This window comes from Halobacillus sp. ABR2_026 (genome assembly GCF_056158545.1).
The window spans coordinates 2,738,519-2,759,427 of sequence record NZ_JBSWTM010000001.1 but is presented as its reverse complement, the minus strand read 5'-3'; the positions used below and the strand labels follow the sequence as shown (position 1 = coordinate 2,759,427).

20 protein-coding genes and 1 other annotated feature are annotated in these 20,909 nt (G+C 42.6%); all 20 genes read left to right on the top strand.

Annotated elements, in window-relative coordinates:
* Nucleotides 1-133: 133 nt before the first annotated feature.
* Nucleotides 134-829, top strand: a complete 696-nt coding sequence (locus tag ACXADE_RS14355; RefSeq protein ID WP_474981129.1) for a response regulator transcription factor — start codon at nt 134-136, stop codon at nt 827-829.
* Nucleotides 830-2,584: a two-component system histidine kinase PnpS gene (pnpS, locus tag ACXADE_RS14350; RefSeq protein ID WP_474981128.1), complete on the top strand. Its 1,755-nt coding sequence runs from the start codon at nt 830-832 to the stop codon at nt 2,582-2,584.
* Between the two features lie 296 nt (nt 2,585-2,880).
* Nucleotides 2,881-3,840: an FtsH protease activity modulator HflK gene (gene hflK, locus ACXADE_RS14345; RefSeq protein ID WP_474981127.1), complete on the top strand. Its 960-nt coding sequence runs from the start codon at nt 2,881-2,883 to the stop codon at nt 3,838-3,840.
* Nucleotides 3,837-4,763: a protease modulator HflC gene (gene hflC / locus ACXADE_RS14340; protein WP_474981126.1), complete on the top strand. Its 927-nt coding sequence runs from the start codon at nt 3,837-3,839 to the stop codon at nt 4,761-4,763. The genes hflK and hflC overlap by 4 nt, the downstream gene beginning before the upstream one ends.
* 185 nt (nt 4,764-4,948) lie before the next feature.
* Nucleotides 4,949-7,585, top strand: a complete 2,637-nt coding sequence (gene polA, locus ACXADE_RS14335; protein WP_474981125.1) for a DNA polymerase I — start codon at nt 4,949-4,951, stop codon at nt 7,583-7,585.
* A gap of 15 nt (nt 7,586-7,600) precedes the next feature.
* A complete protein-coding gene (mutM, locus tag ACXADE_RS14330) occupies nt 7,601-8,440 on the top strand; it encodes a DNA-formamidopyrimidine glycosylase (protein ID WP_474981124.1) in 840 nt (279 codons plus the stop codon).
* A gap of 47 nt (nt 8,441-8,487) precedes the next feature.
* Complete coding sequence (gene ytaF, locus ACXADE_RS14325) at nt 8,488-9,090, top strand: sporulation membrane protein YtaF (RefSeq protein ID WP_474981123.1); 603 nt, start codon at nt 8,488-8,490, stop codon at nt 9,088-9,090.
* 12 nt (nt 9,091-9,102) lie between these two features.
* Nucleotides 9,103-9,702: a dephospho-CoA kinase gene (gene coaE, locus ACXADE_RS14320; RefSeq protein WP_474981122.1), complete on the top strand. Its 600-nt coding sequence runs from the start codon at nt 9,103-9,105 to the stop codon at nt 9,700-9,702.
* Nucleotides 9,703-9,834: 132 nt separating this feature from the next.
* Nucleotides 9,835-10,869, top strand: a complete 1,035-nt coding sequence (locus tag ACXADE_RS14315; RefSeq protein WP_474981121.1) for a glyceraldehyde-3-phosphate dehydrogenase — start codon at nt 9,835-9,837, stop codon at nt 10,867-10,869.
* 231 nt (nt 10,870-11,100) lie between these two features.
* A complete protein-coding gene (gene speD, locus ACXADE_RS14310; protein WP_474981120.1) occupies nt 11,101-11,478 on the top strand; it encodes an adenosylmethionine decarboxylase in 378 nt (125 codons plus the stop codon).
* 220 nt (nt 11,479-11,698) lie between these two features.
* A complete protein-coding gene (locus ACXADE_RS14305; protein ID WP_474981119.1) occupies nt 11,699-12,079 on the top strand; it encodes a cytosolic protein in 381 nt (126 codons plus the stop codon).
* 31 nt (nt 12,080-12,110) lie between these two features.
* Nucleotides 12,111-12,575 carry a transcriptional regulator NrdR gene (nrdR, locus tag ACXADE_RS14300; RefSeq protein ID WP_474981118.1) on the top strand — a complete coding sequence of 155 codons (465 nt, stop codon included), beginning with the start codon at nt 12,111-12,113 and terminating at the stop codon, nt 12,573-12,575.
* 96 nt (nt 12,576-12,671) lie between these two features.
* Nucleotides 12,672-14,030, top strand: coding sequence for a replication initiation and membrane attachment family protein (locus ACXADE_RS14295; protein WP_474981117.1), 1,359 nt, complete (start codon nt 12,672-12,674; stop codon nt 14,028-14,030).
* Between the two features lie 13 nt (nt 14,031-14,043).
* Nucleotides 14,044-14,976 (top strand): primosomal protein DnaI, encoded by a 933-nt coding sequence (gene dnaI, locus ACXADE_RS14290; RefSeq protein ID WP_474981116.1) that lies wholly within the window; start codon nt 14,044-14,046, stop codon nt 14,974-14,976.
* A 178-nt stretch (nt 14,977-15,154) separates the two neighbouring features.
* Nucleotides 15,155-15,973, top strand: coding sequence for a sporulation protein YtxC (gene ytxC, locus ACXADE_RS14285; RefSeq protein WP_474981115.1), 819 nt, complete (start codon nt 15,155-15,157; stop codon nt 15,971-15,973).
* A 324-nt stretch (nt 15,974-16,297) separates the two neighbouring features.
* Nucleotides 16,298-18,244, top strand: coding sequence for a threonine--tRNA ligase (thrS, locus tag ACXADE_RS14280; protein WP_474981114.1), 1,947 nt, complete (start codon nt 16,298-16,300; stop codon nt 18,242-18,244).
* Between the two features lie 911 nt (nt 18,245-19,155).
* Nucleotides 19,156-19,278, top strand: a sequence feature (ribosomal protein L20 leader region).
* Nucleotides 19,279-19,360: 82 nt separating this feature from the next.
* The gene (gene infC / locus ACXADE_RS14275; RefSeq protein WP_474981113.1) at nt 19,361-19,864 is read left to right on the top strand and encodes a translation initiation factor IF-3; all 504 of its coding nucleotides are present in this window, start codon (nt 19,361-19,363) and stop codon (nt 19,862-19,864) included.
* A 32-nt stretch (nt 19,865-19,896) separates the two neighbouring features.
* Nucleotides 19,897-20,094, top strand: coding sequence for a 50S ribosomal protein L35 (gene rpmI, locus ACXADE_RS14270; protein ID WP_079479460.1), 198 nt, complete (start codon nt 19,897-19,899; stop codon nt 20,092-20,094).
* 30 nt (nt 20,095-20,124) lie between these two features.
* Nucleotides 20,125-20,481: a 50S ribosomal protein L20 gene (rplT, locus tag ACXADE_RS14265; protein WP_035509566.1), complete on the top strand. Its 357-nt coding sequence runs from the start codon at nt 20,125-20,127 to the stop codon at nt 20,479-20,481.
* A gap of 127 nt (nt 20,482-20,608) precedes the next feature.
* Nucleotides 20,609-20,890, top strand: a complete 282-nt coding sequence (locus tag ACXADE_RS14260; protein ID WP_474981112.1) for a DUF1294 domain-containing protein — start codon at nt 20,609-20,611, stop codon at nt 20,888-20,890.
* Nucleotides 20,891-20,909 lie beyond the last annotated feature (19 nt).

Genomic DNA, 20,909 nt, shown 5'->3' with positions numbered 1-20,909 from the left:
TATTGTATGTGGAATGGATGAATGAAGGAGAATTCGATGTCTATATTAAGATTAAGTAAAAATGATTAAGATACGTATTCAAAATGTAAACTTCATTGTATGATGAAAGTAACTTGTAGTAGAGGTGATGGCATTGGAACAAAAAATATTAATTGTTGATGATGAAGAATCAATTGTAACCTTATTAAAATATAATATCGATCAGGCTGGTTATGAAACAGATGTTGCATACAATGGGACGGACGCTTTAGAAAAAGCCTCTAAAGACAACTTTGATTTGATTGTACTCGATGTCATGCTTCCTGGTATGGACGGAATGGAAGTATGCAAGCAATTAAGACAGCTCCAAGTAAACACCCCCATTCTCATGTTGACTGCTAAAGATGATGAATTTGATAAAGTACTTGGACTTGAGCTGGGTGCCGATGATTATCTGACGAAACCTTTTAGCCCGAGAGAAGTGGTTGCCAGGATCAAAGCGATATTGAGAAGAATGGTCCGTGAGAATGTGCCGAACGACCAGAAGGTGATTCAAATTGCAGACCTGGCTATTTATCCTGAACAGTACGAAGCGACTATTAATGAAGAAGCTTTGACATTTACTCCAAAAGAATTTGAATTGTTGCTTTATCTAGCGCAGAATATCGGCCGTGTTCTTTCCAGGGACCAGCTTTTGAGTGCTGTATGGAATTATGATTTTGCCGGAGATACCCGTATTGTCGATGTCCACGTCAGCCATTTACGTGAAAAAATCGAACCGGAAACGAAAAAACCGGTCTATATCAAAACCATTCGTGGGCTCGGTTATAAGATGGAGGAGCCTAAATAAATGTCTTCTAATACCAGACCACTGATGACCTATACGGTTTTGGTGGTCATTGTCATGCTCGGGTTGGGGATCGTCCTTGCCCAGCTGACCCGCGGCTATTTCATTAATATATTTGAACAACGAGTAGAGGCTGAAAGTCAATATTTCATCACGTATTTGGATCAGTATACGGAAGAACGTGAAGTGAGTCAGAAAGAATTGGACAAATTCAGTAGGCAATTGAATACGGGGTTACTTTTCGTATCAGATTCCGGTGAAAAGATCATCGACACTGTTGATGCGGTTCCAGTCATAAGCAGTGAGGAAAAAGAAGCTGTCATTCAGCGGGTGGAAAGTGGATCTGCTTCAATGAACGAAGGGCAGATGATCGATGATATCTTTTATTATCCTGCTTTAAACAGTGTAGATGAAATCGATGGAACACTGATCTTACTTTCTCCTGTTGAAGCCCTATCCAACATTACAAAGAATATTTGGTTATTGATTGGTATTACTTTACTGCTCGGTCTGCTAGTCATTTTTATTATTGGTTATAATGTATTCTCTAATTATATCCGCCCGATTCGTTCAGCAGCGAATGTTGCAACGGAGCTTGCCAAAGGGAATTATAAAGCGAGAACCTATGAAGGGCATTTTGGTGAAGCTGGGCAATTGAGCCAATCCATCAATATACTTGCCAGAAACCTTCAGGAGATGACCAGTACCAAAGGAATGCAGGAAAACCAATTGGAAGCGGTCATTAACAATATGGGGAATGGATTAGTATTAATTGATGAGAAGGGGTATATCCTTCTCTTAAATCGAGCATTTCTTGAAACATTTAAAGGAGAGCAGAAAGATTTCATCGGGCATTTGTATCATGATGCCATCCCATATACGACGATTCATGAAACCGTTCAAAAAATTTATATGTTCGAAGAAACTGTGAGCGAAACATTTGTTCTGCCCGTAAACATTGATCGAAAACATTTAGAAGTGACCGGGGCCCCTATCTTCAGTGAGGGCCAGAAATGGAGGGGAGTTGTCCTGGTTTTCCATGACATCTCAGAATTAAAGCAGTTGGAACAGATGAGGAAAGACTTTGTAGCCAATGTTTCTCACGAATTAAAAACGCCCATCACTTCGATTCGTGGATTTTCTGAAACATTACTTGATGGAGCTATGAAAGATGAAAAAATGCTCGAGCAATTTTTACAAATCATTCTGAAAGAGAGTGGTCGACTACAATCATTGATTCAGGACTTGCTGGAATTGTCCAAGCTTGAACGTGAAGATTTTTTATTGAATCTTGAGCAGGTGGAAGTCCAAAGGCTATTGAAGGATTTGCTGCCGATTGTCGAACAACATGCAGATCAGAAGCAGGTGGAACTTCATGCTACCATCACAGGAAGTACTTGGATTCAAGGGGATTCCAGCCGTTTAAAACAAGTGTTTATGAATTTGATGACTAATGCGATTAACTATTCGGGGCATAAAGGGAAAGTTACCCTTACCTTCAAGGAAACAGAAGATCATGTGACCATTGTGGTATCAGATAATGGTGTGGGCATTCCTGAAGAAGAAATTTCCCGTATCTTTGAAAGGTTTTATCGTGTGGATAAAGCAAGAAGCAGAAACTCGGGGGGGACGGGTCTTGGTCTTGCCATTGTTAAACATATCATAGAAGCTCATCAAGGCACCATCCATGTTGAAAGTGAAGTGGATGCGGGCACTACTTTTTATGTGGAAATCCCTAAGAAGTTTACGGAAAATTAATATTATATTAAATTTAGATTAACAATACTTCGATAGAATACCTTTGAAACCCTTTCATCCAAGGTGTTTTCTCTTTTTGGCAGAAGCTTCCCTCGCTTCTGCCTTTTTTCGTTATATTTATGTAAAAAAACCACCCTGTAATAAATATCCTTTTACATGGCCTCTTTAAGGGCACTATTCAATCTATAAAACCTTCCTTTGGAATATTTCCTTTTATGGAACGTGCTTCCTTTTTTGAAACCTTTTTGTTACATAGCCGTAAACATAGTATCCATAAATTAAAAGGGGAAGTCGATATGAGTCTTAAGCAACTTTATAAATGGACGGGGCTTGTCGTCACAGGTGTGATATTGATTATTGCCCTGATTACGACCTGGTACACCGTTGACGAGTCAGAGCAGGCCGTTGTGCTGACATTCGGAAAAGCTGAGGATGGCATTACGGAACCGGGCTTACACTTCAAAATGCCCTGGCCGATCCAGGAAGTAGAGAAAATGTCTAAAGAGACGTTCAGTTTGGATTTCGGATTTGATGATAGTGGGGAAGAGACGGATAAAGTAACGATGATCACAGGGGACGACATGATATTACAGGCGGATCTCGTTGTCCAATGGAAGATTACCGACCCTGCCGCTTATTTATTTGCATCTGAAAACCCAGAACAAGTTTTATTTAATGCTACTTCATCTTCACTGAGAGGCGTAATCGGCAGCAGTGAGATCGATGAAGCTTTAACTTCAGGTAAGGCTGAAATTGAAAATGAAGTCCGTGAAGGGTTAGTAAGTTTGGTCGATCATTATGAAATAGGAGTGTCTATTATAGATGTCCGCCTTCAGGAAGTGGATCTTCCGAATAAGGAAGTAAGGTCTGCTTTTACAAAGGTCACAGACGCTAGAGAACAAAAGCAGAGTAAAGTGAACGAAGCAGAAAAATATGCTAATCAGAAACGGGAAGAAGCACTTGGAGAAAAAGATGCCATCATTCAGAGAGCAGAAGGGGCTAAAGTGGAAAGAATCCAACAGGCTACAGGTGCAGTCGCAAGTTTTAATGCCTTGTTGGACGAGTACCAGGGGAATGAGTCGATTACACGCGAACGTCTTGTTATGGAGACATTGGAAGAAGTGCTTCCAGAAGCTAATGTGTACATCATGAATGATGATGGCAATACGATGAAATATCTGCCCTTAAATCAAGGAAATGCTCAAAAGGTCGTTCCTCCTGGATCGACGGAGGATGAGGAGAGTGAAGATTCATGAGCGACGATATCTTCAATGAAAATGAAAAGCAGAAAAAAGATATAAAGAGATATGTTAAAGGCGGAGTGGTTCTCTTGGCAGTCATAGGGATTCTTCTCATCGCCTTAAGCTCCGTTGTGATTGTAAAAGAAGGGGAGTATAAAGTCGTCCGTCAATTCGGAGATGTAGTGAAAATCCATGATGAACCAGGTCTTAAGTTCAAAATACCATTGGTTCAGGAAGTCTCTACTCTATCTAAAAAGAAGATGGTATACGACGTAGATGAGAAAGAAATTACCACGCTGGATAAAAAAAGAATGATTATCGACAATTACGCGATTTGGAGTATTACAGATCCGGAAAATATGATTGCCAATGCGCGAACCGAAATGAATGCAGAAGCAAGAATGGGAGAGTTCATTTTTTCCATTGTCCGTTCGGAATTAGGGAAAATGAATTTCTCAGAGATCATTAATGAAGAAGAGAGTTCAAGAGGGGTATTGAATGAAGAAATAACAGCCAAAGTGAACGAATATCTGCAAAGGGATAATTATGGAATTATAGTTGATGATGTCAGGATCAAGCGTTCTGATCTTCCGGAAGCCAACGAGGAAGCAGTGTTCAACCAAATGATTACAGATCGTGAGAAGATTGCTCAACAGTATTTATCTAAAGGGGAAGCAGATAAAAGCAGAATCCGGGCAGAAGTGGATCGTGAGGTGCAGGAAATGCTGTCGACTGCACGAGCCAATGCAGAAAAAATAAGGGCAGAGGGGGAACAGGAAGCCGCACAAATTTACAATGAATCTTTCTCCCAGGACCCAGAGTTTTATCAGCTCTATCGTACCTTGGAATCCTATAAGAAGACGATTGATGGAGAGACAACCATCATCCTCCCACAGGATTCACCATATGCTGAATTACTGTTAGGTTATTTCGAATAATGGAAGAGCGCGCCTTTTTCCTCTCTACCTTAAAACATGGTAGAATGAAGAAAAAGGCGTTTATTTTTGTCAAAGTAACCAAGGGTTGTAGACAAGCATACATTGATTCCATAAACAATCAAAGAATAAGAAGTAATAGGAGAAGGTCCTCAGGGAAAGGACCTTCAATGATGAGGAGTGAGCCGATGGCTGAAAAAGTAGTGTTGATCGATGGGAACAGTATTGCATACCGGGCATTCTTTGCACTGCCGCTATTGAATAATGATAAAGGGGTTTATACGAACGCGGTATATGGTTTTACGACCATGCTGCTGAAGATACTTGAAGAAGACCAGCCAGATCACCTTCTTGTAGCATTTGATGCTGGTAAAACGACGTTTCGTCACAAGACATATGCGGAATATAAGGGCGGGCGTCAAAAAACTCCATCCGAACTATCGGAACAGTTTCCAGTTCTAAAGGAGCTTCTGGATGCATTCGGAGTCAATTATTATCAGCTGAGCAATTACGAAGCGGATGATATTATCGGTACATTGGCTACTCAGGCTGGTGAAGAAGGTCTTGAAGTGAAGGTGATATCAGGAGATAAAGATCTCCTTCAACTTGTGAATGAAGATGTAACGGTGAGTCTGACGAAAAAAGGCATTACTAATGTAGATACATACACTCCTTCTTTCCTCATGGAAAAAATGGAAGTGCGGCCTGATCAAATCATTGACTTGAAAGCATTGATGGGAGACAGCTCTGATAATATCCCAGGTGTACCGGGAGTAGGGGAAAAGACAGCTGTTAAACTGTTGAAACAATTTGATACCCTCGAAAATCTTTATGAAAATCTTGATGATGTAAGTGGTAAAAAGCTTAAGGAAAAATTAGAGACCCATAAACAAGAGGCTTTGATGAGTCAAAAGCTCGTTACGATTGAAAGACAGGCACCCCTTGAGATCGATGTATCTAAGATTGAATATTCAGGTTATCAAACTCAAAAGGTAAGTGAACTTTTTAAAGATCTAGGTTTCCAATCTTTACTTTCCCGCGTGCAGGAAGGTGGAACAGAGTCGGATGACGCTGAAAACCTGCCCGAAATTGAAGTGGAAGTAGTAAAAGAAATCCATGACGATCTATTTACAGGGCAGGAATCCGTTGTTGTGGAAATGCTTTATGACAACTATCATACAGCGCCGGTGGAAGGTATTGCCATCGTAAATGCTCAAAGGAAATTCGTCCTTTCAATGGAAGACGCTAAACAATCAAACACTTTCAAAAAGTGGGCGGAAAGCACAGACAATGAAAAATGGGTATTCGATGCCAAACGCACGTCTGTTGCGCTTCTACGCCATGGCATTGAAATGAAAGGGATAACTTTTGACCTTTTACTCGCTTCTTATTTGATCAATCCTTCTGAAAATAACCATGACATTCCAGCAATCGGCCATCGGTTGGGGGAAACAGCGGTGAAGTATGATGAAGAGGTGTATGGTAAAGGCGCTAAACTGAAACGACCAGAAGATCAAGAGTTACACGAGCACATTGGTCGAAAAGCATCTCTCCTTTTTAACTTGAAAGAGGATATGGAAAAGCAGTTGAAAGATAATGAGCAGTATGAATTATACAAAGACCTTGAGATGCCGCTTGCCATTATTCTCGGACAGATGGAACACCGCGGTGTATATGTTGATGTCGAGCGTCTGGAAACTATGGGTGAAGAATTAGAGGAGCGGCTAAATAAGGTTGAACACGAGATATATGAATTAGCGGGTGAGAGTTTCAACCTCAATTCACCTAAACAATTAGGACCGATTCTCTTTGAAAAGCTTGAGCTTCCTGTCATTAAAAAGACAAAAACCGGTTATTCCACATCAGCGGATGTGTTAGAGCAGTTGGAAGACAAGCATGCCATCATTCCTAAAATCCTGCTCAATCGTCAGCTCCGGAAATTGAAGTCTACCTATATTGAGGGTCTTTTAAAAGTTGTCCATCAGGAAACAGGAAAAATTCATACCCGGTTCAACCAGGCTCTGACACAGACAGGCCGATTAAGTTCAACGGATCCTAATTTACAAAATATTCCTATACGTTTAGAAGAAGGCCGGAAAATCCGCCAGGCGTTCATTCCTTCGCAAGAGGATTGGATAATGTTCGCAAGCGATTATTCACAAATTGAACTTCGTGTTCTTGCTCATATTGCTCAGGATGAGAAACTTATGCAGGCATTTAAAGCAGATGAGGACATTCACACTCAAACAGCCAGTGAAGTCTTTGGTGTTTCCAGGGATGACGTAACAGGGGAAATGAGACGACAAGCAAAAGCTGTAAACTTTGGCATTGTCTATGGAATCAGTGATTATGGATTGTCTCAGAGTCTCGGAATCACGAGAAAAGAGGCTCAGCAATTTATTGATAAATATTTTGAGAGCTATCCTGGCGTCAAATCCTATATGGATGAAACCGTAAGAGAGGCAAAAGAAAGAGGTTACGTCTCTACATTCATGAACCGAAGAAGGTACCTCCCTGATATTACAAGCCGTAACTTCAATAAACGCGGTTTTGCTGAACGGACTGCCATGAATACTCCGATCCAGGGAAGTGCGGCGGATATTATTAAAAAAGCGATGATCGACCTTGACGCCAAACTTAAAGAAGAGAACATGCAGGCCAAAGTCTTACTGCAGGTTCACGATGAATTGATCATAGAGGCACCAAAAGAAGAAGTGAAACAACTTGAAGAAATCGTATCTTCCGTTATGGAAAACACAGTGAATCTGGATGTCCCTCTTAAAGTGGATTCTTCCTACGGAGACACATGGTATGATGCGAAGTAAGAGGAGAATGAAATTATGCCGGAATTACCTGAAGTAGAAACAGTCAGAAAAACCCTCAAACACCTTGCTGTTGGGAAAGAGATTGAGAAGGTATCTGTATTTTGGGGAAATATCATTAAACGCCCGCAGGACCCTAAGGAATTTGAACAGTTATTGATAGGGCAGACCATTCAGGATATCGACAGGAAAGGGAAGTTTTTAATTTTCCACCTGGATGACGTTGCGATCGTCTCCCATCTGCGCATGGAAGGGAAATTTGGGGTTTATGATGGAACACTTGAAACACCCAAACATACGCATGTGATCTTCCATTTTACTGACGGGACCGAACTTCGATACAACGATGTACGCAAATTCGGAACGATGCATGCATTTCCTAAAGGAGGAGAACTTGAAAATAAACCTCTGATCCAGTTAGGACCTGATCCCTTCAATGAAGCTTTTACTGTCGATTATTTCTATCAAAGGATTAAAAAGACTTCCCGGAATGTAAAGGCGGTTCTGCTTGACCAATCGGTTGTGGCGGGGCTCGGAAATATCTATGTGGATGAAGCACTCTTCAGGGCAGGGGTCCACCCAGAACGGATCGCTCATACGTTAACTAGAACGGAAGTTGAACAATTACGGGAAGCCAGCATTTCCGTCATTCTGGAAGCGATCGACCAAGGCGGAACGACCATCCGTTCTTATTTGAACAGTCAAGGAGAGATCGGGATGTTTCAGCAGAAGCTTCGTGTATACGGGAAACAGGATACCGATTGTGTCCAATGCGGTACTCCTATCCAAAAAATGAAGGTGAGTGGCAGAGGGACTCATATTTGTCCTACATGCCAGCCGTTACACATTAACAGCTAAGCACCCATATACTATCCCACAGCTTAAGGAATGAAGGTGTGGGATGAATGGGAATTGGCATGTTCATATTTTTGTTCGTAACCGCAGTTAGTATCGACAGTTTTGGAATCGGCTGCGTATTAGGGTTGAAAAAGGTTGGGCTGACGGTAAGGGGTGTCTTTCTTATCGCCTGTGTTTCAGGAGCGATGTTCCTGTTGTCTTCCTATTTTGGTCATTTATTGGCGGCGGTAGTTGCACCTGAAGCTGCAGAGCGTGTAGGGGCACTGGCGTTGATAGGAATTGGAATCTTTTTTTTATGGCAGTTTTTTAAAAAAGAAAAAGAGCGGGAAGAGAAAAAAGAACCATGGTTGAACCCGACGAAAGTTTTGAATGACCCCATTGCAGCTGATGTGGACCATTCAGGCGGGATCCAGGGGAAGGAAGTCTGGCTTCTCGGAGCTGCCTTATCGCTGGATACAATTGGAGCGGGAATCAGTGGAGCGTTAATGGGAATCCCTGTATTATTTACAGCGATTATGATCACTTTAGCTACTTTCTGCATGCTCGGCTGCGGCATATTGAGTGGTTCGAAGCTGAGTGACAAAGCGGAAAGTCTTTCTATATTACCCGGAGTACTGCTCATTATTATCGGTTTGATTAAATTATCTTAAGGAGGTGTCAGGATGACGTTGGTCATAGGATTGACTGGAAGTATTGCCAGTGGCAAAAGTACAGTTGCGAACATGTTTAGGGACATGGGAATCCCTGTTGTTGATGCCGACCAGATTTCCAGGGATGTTGTTGAACCCGGGGAACCAGCTTACAATGACATTATAAGTACGTTCGGGGAACAGATCCTTGATGAAAAAAATGAACTGGATCGGAAAAAACTCGGGAAAATCGTTTTTTCAAACGAGAAAAAACGGGAACAGTTGAATAGTATCGTCCACCCTAGGGTTCGAGAAGAGATGATACTCCAACGGGAGATATACAAGCAGGCACAGAATCAGGCAGTCGTCCTGGATATTCCTTTACTATTTGAAAGTCGTCTAACAGATTATGTAGAAAAAATCATTGTTGTATATGTAAATGAGGAAACTCAACTTAAACGTTTGATGGATCGGGACCAGTCGTCCAGAGAAGATGCGGAAGAACGCATCCAGTCGCAGATGCCCGTTCGCAAAAAAGCGGAAAAGGCCGATGCGGTCATAGATAACAGTGGAAGCATTGAGGAAAGCTTTCAACAATTAAAAGACATACTTCTAGTTTGGAAGATCGTATAATAACACGTCTGGGTAGACGTGTTATTTTTTTGTTGAAAGTTATCATTCTGTATGTAAAAGCGGTTGCAATATGTTATACTAATTTACGAATTAAAGCTTAAAAGTATATCATATATAGGGGGCTGGAACAGCATGGGGAAAACAAAGATTGCAATTAATGGTTTGGGAAGAATTGGTCGCATGGTATTCAGAAAGGCTGTGGCGGATGAATCAATGGAATTGGTTGCCGTTAATGCGAGCTATCCAGCTGAAACCATTGCTCACATGCTTAAATATGACAGTGTCCATGGTCGTTTTGAAGGAGAGATCAAGGTTGTAGGCGGGGACTTACATGTCAATGGGCGTAAAGTCAAACTTTGCTCTACAAGGGACCCATTGGAATTGCCTTGGAATCAGTTGGATATCGACATTGTGATTGAAGCAACAGGGAAATTCAAAACCAAAGAAGAAGCGGGGCTTCATTTAGAGTCGGGTGCAAAAAAAGTCATCATTACCGCCCCTGGAAAGCAGGTGGATGCGACAATCGTTATGGGCGTAAACGAAGAAACATATATGCCGGGAAGCCATGACGTCATCTCTAATGCATCCTGCACGACCAACTGCCTGGCCCCTGTAGTAAAAGTGCTGGAAGATGAATTCGGAATTGAAAACGGTTTAATGACAACCGTTCATTCATTTACCAATGACCAGAAAAACCTCGATAATCCACATAAAGATTTGAGAAGGGCACGTGGCTGTACTCAGTCCATCATCCCGACATCCACGGGAGCCGCAAAAGCTCTAGGGGAAGTAATTCCATCGCTTCAGGGAAAACTCAATGGGATGGCATTACGTGTACCTACACCTAATGTATCACTCGTTGATTTGGTCGTCGATTTGAAGAAGAAAGTAACTGCCGAAGAGGTGAATGAGACGTTTGCAAAGCTTGCGAATGGTAGAATGAAGGGGATTTTGGAGTATAGTGATGAACCACTTGTTTCCATTGATTACACGACATCATCCTCATCTGCAATTATAGATGCCTTATCCACTCAAGTTATCGACGATCATAAAGTGAAAGTTCTTGCCTGGTATGATAATGAATGGGGGTATTCCTGCCGAGTGGTTGACCTGGCGAAACATGTTGGCAATTTGATGAAACAAGAGAAAGAAGCACGTGTTTCTTAGTCGTTTGAGCCTGTTGTATCTATGCCCATAGAATGATTGCGAGGAGCGGCAGTAAAATATTTCTTGCAAATCATGGGTAAACCATATATACTTTCTCTTGAACTTCTGAATTTCATACCCATTCATGTCTACTCAAAGGGTTAGGACCTCTCAGGACTAACTTTCCCCCGTGGTAGTTCATGGCTGTTATTTCAGAGGTAGTAGAGTGAATGTACAAAGGGGGATCCTTATATGGATACAATGGGAAGACACGTAATTTCTGAACTATGGAATTGTAATGAAGAAAAGCTGAACGATATGTCGTATATAGAACAAGTTTTTGTAGATGCTGCTCTGAGAGCTGGAGCTGAGGTGCGGGAAGTTGCCTTTCATAAGTTCGCTCCTCATGGAGTCAGTGGAGTCGTCATTATATCAGAGTCACATTTGACGATTCATAGTTTCCCAGAACATGGTTATGCAAGTATTGATGTTTATACATGTGGTGATCGTATTGATCCCAATGTTGCTGCTCAGTACATCGTAGATGCACTTGAAGCAGGTAGAAACGAAACAGTCGAAGTGCCGCGAGGAATGGGACCGGTAGAAGTCCAGCAATCCCGCGCTTTATAATGCAAATGAGCCACGCAGGAACCGCCTGCGTGGCTTATTTTTTGGTCGGTCATATTCAGCCCTGAGTGAAAGGTCTTGATATCATGCTTTTGGATTGTTATAAAAGAACGTTCTTTTGGTCTAGGGGATGGAACCTTGATTTGATAATCATTTCTTATTTTAAAAAGTCATGTTAAAATAAAGGGAGATTATGTCGAATGGATCTGAAGGAGATAGGGTAGTGAAAGCATTTATTTCCAGGTATTTTAGTAATCATTCTGAAACTAGTGAAGAGCATAAGGATTCTGCGCTTGTCACACACTATTATAAGGGAAAGCATGACGATCTCTTCCGTGCAGTGGAAGCACTGTTTTCCTCGCCTTCTGAAATAGTGGCAAGTTCTAAAGAACGAGGAGAGCTGACTGTCAAATATAAAGGGAATAGACGTGCCTTTATAGTCGCGACAATCATTATGGTGCGCCCTTTTCAAACAGCTGTCGATTTCTCCGTCACTACAGACTCAGGAGGACCGGTTGATTTTGGTTACAGCCGAAACTTGATCGTTCAGCTTTATGATAAATTGGATCGTCAGTTCACTAAAATGGACCCTTCTGGAAATTGAGGAAAAGAAGATGATGTGGAGTTGATCATACGTGAAGTGCCCGAATTGCCACTATAAAAGTACAAAAGTCCTTGATTCAAGACCCATTGAAGAGGGACAGGCGATCAGAAGACGCAGGGAATGTGAACAATGCCAATTCAGATTCACTACTTTTGAACGGATTGAAGAAGTTCCTCTGATCGTTGTAAAAAAAGAAGGCACAAGGGAAGAATTCAGTCGTGAAAAATTGATGCGCGGGCTGATCAGAGCTTGTGAGAAGAGACCGGTAGCCGTGGAAGAGCTTGAAGCAGTGACCATGGATATCGAGAAGGAATTAAGAAACCGAGGTGTCTCAGAAGTCTTGAGTGAAGATATCGGGGAAATGGTAATGGAACGACTTTCTTCGATTGATGAAGTTGCCTATGTGCGGTTTGCATCTGTATATCGACAGTTCAAGGACATCAATGTTTTCATCGATGAATTGAAAGAGTTAATTAAACATGATGACAATGAATGAGCCTGAACCGGCTCATTTTCTTTTTCTGAGAAGATCCATTAAAGTGAAGCCTGTTTGGGCTCACAAATGATAAAAAGATTGAAGGAGGGGGAGGCTGTGAACTACTCTGTTGGGAAACTGCTTCCGGTGGATGGATTTAAGATCATCCGGAACGGAGAACTTCCACGAAGTTTTCATCGCTCGTTATCACATTTATATCAACCGATCGTAGGTAGGCTTGCCATCTCGCTTTATCACGTCCTCATTTCTGAATCGGATATGTTAGAAGGCGGAGAAATCCAGTCCCACCATACATTGATGTCTTACCTTTCCGCTCCTTTGGATAAAATATATGAAGCAAGAGGAAAGCTGGAGGCGATTGGGCTTCTCCGGACTTTCCGTTCGCAAGACGAAGAAAAGCAGGCTATTTATTTATACTCTGTTCATCCACCATTTGCACCTGAAGAATTTTTCCTTGATGATATGCTTTCATTGCTTCTCCATTATGAACTTGGAAAGGAAAAATATGAGCGTTTAAAAGGAAGACTGTTGTCTTCCAAAACCTCATTTGAAGGCTTTAATGAAGTGACAGCCACTTTTGATGAGGTTTTCCATAATAAAATGATTGAAACGGTCCAAAGAGAAACGGAGTCCATTGCTAAAGAGAAGAAGCTTCAACAAGAAAATAGGGGACCAATCGCTTCCATGGATCGTGTGGACTTTCAATGGTTGAATCACGCACTGAAGAAGCGGATGTATCCTACTGAACAAATCTTGACCGGACGAAATAAGAAGCTGATTGTGCAATTAGCGACATTGTATGATTTGTCAAACATTGAATTAGAAAAGGCTGTCACATGGGCCATTGATGAAAATCATCAATTGGTGGAAGAAGAATTCAAAGCGGCGTGTCATGACTTTATGAAAGAACAAAAGAATGAAAGACCGAAAGATACGGCGCTCGATCGAAGAGAGAAAATTAAAGCGGAGAATACTTCTCTGAATGGGACGAAAGAAGATCAATTTATACAAATGCTAGAGGAAATATCGCCAAGAGAGCTCCTTGAGGACGTCTCCCATGGGAACCGCGCTTCCGAGCAGGATTTGAAAATGATCCGTGATGTGATGACGGAACAAGGGTTAGAGCCTGGAGTTATGAATGTCCTTGTCCATTACGTCCTGCTCAAAACAGATATGAAGTTATCCAAACCTTATCTTGAAAAGATTGCGAGTCATTGGACAAGGAAGAATGTAACGACTGTCCGACAAGCCATGAACCTTGCCAAAGCCGAGCACCAAAAATACCAGCAGTGGGGAAAGCAGAAGTCCCAGAGGCGTAAAGGTCAAAAAGAGGAAGTCATTCCCGCGTGGTTTAAGCAGCAGGAAGCAGCTCAACATGAAAAACAGGAACAGAATCCGGTCAATACGGAAGATATAGAGGCAAGAATCAAGCGGCTGACGAACAAAGGAAATTAAAGGGGGGTAACGTATGGAACCCATTCAACAATCATTGAAAAAATGGATGCGAAACAATGAACAGTTCCAAAAGCGGATGAATCACATGAAGGCTGAAGTTATGGATTCTTCGGAAGTAAGAAAGTTGATGGAAGAACATGAGGAATTAACAGAAGAGTCTATAGAGAAACAGCTCATTAAGCTTTATGAATACAGAACGCAATCAAAAAACTGTGAAAAGTGTCCCACACGTGAAGAGTGCATCAATATTCTTCCGGGGTATGTCCCTCGAATGGAAGTAGAGGGCTCTGAGGTGAAGTTGATTTATGATAAGTGCCGACGTCAACGAAAACACGAGCATCATGAAGAACAAAAATCCTTAGTGAGAAGTCTTCATATGCCACGTGAAATTTTAGAAGCTTCTTTGGAGCGTATGGACCTTAAAGACCCGGAGCGCGGAGCAGCTGTTGAAAGGACAGTCCATTACATTGAAAGTCTGAATGATGAACTGCCGAGTAAAGGACTTTACTTTCACGGTCCCTTTGGAGTCGGCAAAACTTATTTTCTTGGAGCCATCGCGAATGAGCTCAGTTCAAAAAATATCCCTTCCATGGTCATTTATATGCCTGAATTCGTTCGGGAAATCAAAGCCTCCATCAAGGATGACTCGATGAATGAAAAAATTGAAGCATTCAAAGAAGTTCCCGTCCTTATGTTGGATGACATTGGTGCGGAATCTCAATCTGCCTGGTTCAGAGATGAGGTACTCGGAAGCATTCTTCACTATCGGATGATGGAGAGGCTTCCTGTATTCTTCACGTCCAATTATAATTTGAATGAACTGGAAAAGGTATTGATGACGAGCAACCGTGGCGACGTTGAACAAGTGAAAGCGAAAAGGATTACAGAGCGAATCCGTCAGTTGAGTGAAGGCGTCCACGTCAATGGCCAAAATAGACGGGGATAACCTGGAATAAATGACGAAGACACTAGCATGATTCCTTCTCATCCCACATAAATATAACAGGGATAAGACAACTTTATGTTACAGATGCGTCAACTTATGATGGGGGTTTCAGGTATGCCCTTGATGCCCCCCATATGAACATAGCCGCTGAATGAAGTCGGGACGAGGGGGAATTTTGGTGTTTTGCATTCATTTTTCTAATCGGACGGAAGCTGCCCTGTTCTACAATGCTATAGTCTCCGAGCAAAAGCTTTGGATCATCAAAGAGCATAGAAATGGATTTGATGTCAGGCTGATGAATGCTTCTTTAAGTGGAGGAGCCTATGTAGAAGCAATCCGGGCTTTTTTAGTATTGTTGAGAAAAAGAAAGATTCTAGGGTGGATGGAAGGTGTACTGAAGCATAGGTATTATTACGAAGATCCACAAGAAGTCCAACGGATACTGGAGATAGGACAAGACTTCGACGACAAGCCCCCTGCAGGACTTCATCTGCCGCCCATCTATCATTACCTGCGCGCTTTTATTCAGGATTATTTAATTGCAAGAACTTTTGTTGAATTTGATGAGCTTAGCGCAGCGTGTCTGCAGTCCGTCCATGAATCGCTCATTGAATACACGGGGAAAATCATTGATGAGTATAAACAGGAGGAGTCCTATCAGTTACTTGTAGACTCCTGGCGTCACAGGGTTCATTATACAGACACAGGTGTCCAACTGCTCCATCTGCTGGATGATGGCCGATTGATTTATTATCATGACGAAGGTAATGAAATCAGCGAGTCAGAAACGAAGCTTTACATGAAGCAGTATCCGGATAAGAGTATCTCTCATCTGCCTATTGAGTGGCCGGTGACGGCAGCACTTGCTCATGCTCCAGATGAGTTGATCATCTACTCGGATGAAACGGACCATTCCAACCTTGAATTGTTGATGAATATTTTTGAAGAAAAAGCTTCCTGGAGACCCAAATCACAATTTCCATTTAAAATGGGTTGATTTCCTTTTCCTAAATGGATATAATAACCTACATATTCAAACAACGGCTTGGAAAAGGACACGAACATAAAGTGACGCAGGACCAGAGAGGGGAGTCATCGGCTGGAAGCTCCTTGTTGACGGCTTTACTGTTTACCACCTTGGAGCTCTGTCTGTGAACACTCGACTAGTAATGGGCAGCGTCTGATCCGCGTTAAGGAGAAAGAAGCCGCATGGGTATACCCTGCGGGAATTTGGGTGGAACCACGAGATTTAACGCTCGTCCCTTAGCCTTTGTGCTGAGGGGCGGGCGTTTTTATATTTATTAAAAAAGGAGTGTTAAACATGTCGAATGCGATTCAAATCAAATTTCCAGATGGTAACTTAAAGGAGTTTGATCGGGGCACGACAGGTGAAGAGATTGCTCAATCAATTTCCCCCGGCCTGAAAAAGCAGGCTTTGGCGATTAAATTGAATGGAGAACCTTATGATTTGAGAAGACCGATTGAACAAGACGGGGAAATTGAAATTTTGACATATAAGAATCCTGAAGGGCTGGAAGTCGCCCGCCACTCTACTGCTCACTTGATGGCCCAGGCGATTAAACGTTTGTATGGCAACGTGAAGCTTGGTGTGGGCCCAGTCATAGAAAATGGATTTTATTATGATATCGATATGGAAGAGTCTCTCACACCTGAGGATCTTCCGAAGATCGAAAAGGAAATGCAGCGGATTGTTGATGAGAACATAGAAATCCAACGTATCGAGCTTTCCCGAGAAGAAGCGATTGAAAAGTATAAAGAGATCGGCGATGATTTGAAGCTGGAGTTGATCGAAGCGATTCCTGAAGGGGAGCAAGTGACTATCTATCAGCAGGGAGAATTCTTCGATCTATGCCGTGGTGTTCACGTTCCGCAAACAAGTAAAATTAAGATCTTTAAACTGCTGAGCATTTCTGGAGCGTATTGGCGCGGAGACAGTGATAACCAAATGCTGCAGCGTATATACGGAACAGCTTTTGAAAAGAAAGCACATCTTGATGAATACCTTCAAATGCTAGAAGAAGCAAAAGAAAGAGATCATCGTAAATTAGGGAAAGAGCTTGAAATTTTCACAGTCAATCAAAAAGTAGGGCAAGGCTTGCCGATGTGGATGCCTAAGGGAGCTACGATCCGCCGTACAATCGAACGCTACATCGTCGATACAGAGGAAAGACTAGGTTATGATCACGTGTATACACCGGTTCTTGGAAGCGTCGATCTATATAAAACAAGCGGTCACTGGGATCATTATCAAGATGATATGTTCCCGACTATGGAGATGGACAATGAAGACCTTGTCCTTCGTCCGATGAACTGTCCTCACCATATGATGATCTATAAAAATCAATTCCACAGCTATCGTAACCTTCCAGTCCGTATTGCTGAGCTTGGAATGATGCACCGTTATGAAATGTCAGGGGCTCTTGCAGGTTTGCAGCGTGTCCGTGCGATGACATTGAATGATGCTCATATCTTTGCTCGTCCGGATCAATTGAAAGACGAATTCAAGCGCGTGGTACGTCTCGTCCAAGAAGTCTACCGTGACTTTGGAATCAATGACTACTATTTCCGACTCTCATACCGGGATCCAGCCGACACAGAGAAATATGTGGACAACGACGCAATGTGGGATAAAGCCCAGGCCATGTTGAAAGAGACGATGGAAGATATGGAACTTGAGTATGTGGAAGCAGAAGGCGAAGCCGCTTTCTACGGTCCTAAACTTGATGTCCAGGTGAAGACAGCATTAGGTAAAGATGAAACATTATCTACTGTTCAATTGGACTTCCACCTTCCAGAGCGTTTTGATTTAACATATGTTGGGGAAGATGGGGAAGATCATCGTCCTGTAGTCATCCACCGTGGTGTAGTTTCTACAATGGAACGCTTCGTAGCCTTCCTAATTGAAGAGTACAAAGGGGTATTCCCTACATGGTTAGCACCGGTTCAGGCTAAGATCATTCCAGTTTCTGCTGATGCCCACCTAGACCACGCGAAAAAACTTGAGGATGAACTTCGTGAAGCAGGTGTACGAGTAGAAGTGGATGAACGAAATGAGAAGATTGGATATAAGATTCGTGAAGCTCAAATTCAAAAGGTCCCATATCAACTTGTAGTTGGTGACAATGAGATCAAAGATAATGCTGTGAATGTCCGCCGTTACGGAGAAAAAGATTCTGCAACAAAACCACTGGATACTTTCAAACAGGAAATCCGCAACGAAATCGATCAAAAACTTTTACGGAAGTAAAAGAATAAAACCCGAAAGTCTCCCAAAGACTTTCGGGTTTTTATTTAGCTATATGGCAGGATTGTTGAAGACTCCGTTTCGAGATGGTTCGGGGTTCGTTATTGTGTTGAGTGCCAGGGGTGGCTGGGAAGCTACCCGCTTTCCTGTGGGGGAGTGCCGAGCTTCCTCGGGCTACGCCCTGTGGGATCTCGCCAATCTCCTTTCTCCCACGGGAGTCTCCTAGCTTCCCACCCCCCATTCCAGGAGGGGATAAACGAACCCCTTTACCAACGTTGGAAGGCCTTCCTCTATCTCAATTGTTGTAGGCAAGAAACGCTATATAGCTTTCCGGGTTCTAGCCCTTTGGCTTGGAAGTATGAACCTTATCATCTCATCAACTAGAAGAGCGGATGATTCATGAAGGGGTTTCGAGACACTGATCTAGCCAAGGGGCGGAGGGGGATGGCGAGACTCCTATCTTAAGTGTGCAGGCGCCTCGTTCAGCGGCGTATGGACTGGACTGAGCTGGAGGAGATAAAGGAAACACGAAGAACGAAGGGATTCGATGTTGACTTATCGCACAGAAGCGAGGGAAGTCTCACTAGCTGCTAGGCGCAGAAACCGGATATCTATGAGGAAAAAAGTGCTTGGTGAGACCCCGCGAGGCGTAAGCCTGAGGAGGCTCAACGCGCTCCCGCGGAAAGCGAGTCATCCCCCGCAGCCCCTAACTCCCACACAAACATCTCGAAACTGAATCTTCAAGAGAAGGGAGCTTTAGTGGAAGAAGGTGGATTTGGGGGTGGCTAAAAAAGCCTTGATTTTTGTGGGTGCATGTCTTATCCTAAATTAAGTAGTCATGTCCACGCAGGTTTCGTGTTGACATGTATCATAAGGCATGCTATTATAATTTAGGTAACTGAATGAACGGATCTAGAGACAAGTAGGAGCACCCGCTTCTCACCTGATCGACGCGTTAAGCAGTTGGCAGGTCACTTATTCCTTTGGTTTTTTAGGAGACGTGTGGGTGCAGTATGTACCGACACTTTTTTTATTTGTATCAGGAAATCTTGTCGATGACAGATATCATATAAGTTTTCTAAAATTTGTTGGAGGTGGCTCGATATTAGCAAGGATAACATGAACGTTAATGAAAAAATCCGTGCCCGTGAAGTTCGTCTAATCGACGTGAATGGTGAGCAACTTGGAGTTAAATCACGTAACGAAGCTCTTGATATAGCAGCAAATGCGAATCTTGACCTTGTTATGGTGGCACCAAATGCGAAGCCTCCGGTTTGCCGAGTGATGGACTACGGAAAATATCGTTTCGAGCAGCAGAAGAAAGATAAAGAAGCTCGTAAGAAACAAACCGTCATCAAAGTCAAGGAGGTTCGTCTCAGCCCAGGGATTGAAGACCATGACTTTAACACAAAACTTCGTAACGCACGCAAGTTCTTGTCTAAAGGTGACAAAGTGAAAGCATCTGTCCGTTTCCGCGGTCGTGCAATCACACACAAAGAACTTGGACAAAAAGTACTTGAACGCATGGCGGAAGAGTGCAAAGACATTGCCCAAGTTGAGACCAAGCCTAAAATGGAAGGTCGTAGTATGTTCTTAATGCTTGCTCCTCTTAACGAGAAGTAAGAAATTGTATCAAGTCAAAGGAGGAAATTCACATGCCAAAAATGAAAACCCATAAAGGTTCTCAAAAACGCTTTAAAAAGACTGGAACAGGTAAGGTGAAACGTTCTCACGCTTACACTAGCCACTTGTTCGCGAACAAATCTACAAAACAAAAGCGTAAGTTGCGTAAAGATGCACTAGTTTCTGCTGGAGACTACCGCCGCATCAAGCACATGCTTCCAAACGACTAATATAGACTGATTTAAATAGGAGGGATTACCATGCCACGAGTAAAAGGTGGAACAGTGACACGTCAGCGTCGTAACCGTGTCCTTAAACTAGCAAAAGGTTATTATGGTTCAAAACATGCACTATTCAAAACTGCAAAACAACAAGTAATGAAATCAGGTCAGTATGCTTACCGTGACCGTCGTCAGAAAAAACGCGACTTCCGTAAGCTATGGATCGCTCGTATCAACGCTGCAGCGCGTTTGAACGACATTTCTTACAGCCGTCTAATGCACGGTTTGAAGCTTGCAGGTATCGAAGTTAACCGTAAAATGCTAGCTGATCTTGCTGTAAACGATGAGCAAGGTTTCGCAAGCTTGGCAGAGCAAGCTAAATCTGCCCTTAAGTAATAGAAGAACTAAGTCAAGAGCCATTTCCGAACGGTAGGAAATGGCTTTTTTTATGTATTCTTCTAATATCTTGAAATGACTTTTCAAGGATAAGGAGCTAAGGTGGAAAGGAGGAAGGAGTGTTTTGGTGGATATTTTCATCCTTTTTGGCATATATGGAATCGCCATCAACTTAATTCTTTTTATTATGATGGGGATCGATAAACGTCGAGCTAGACGTAGGTCCTGGCGTATTGAAGAAAAGAAATTGTACGTAATAGCATTATTGGGAGGTGCATTCGGCGGCTGGATCGGTATGAAGGTTTTTAAACATAAAACGAAACATCGATGGTTCAACATGGGGTTTCCTCTTATCACTCTCTTGTATGGCATAGCCCTCGTCTACCTGGTGAATCGGTTCTATCTTTGAACTCCCTGTCATAATATGT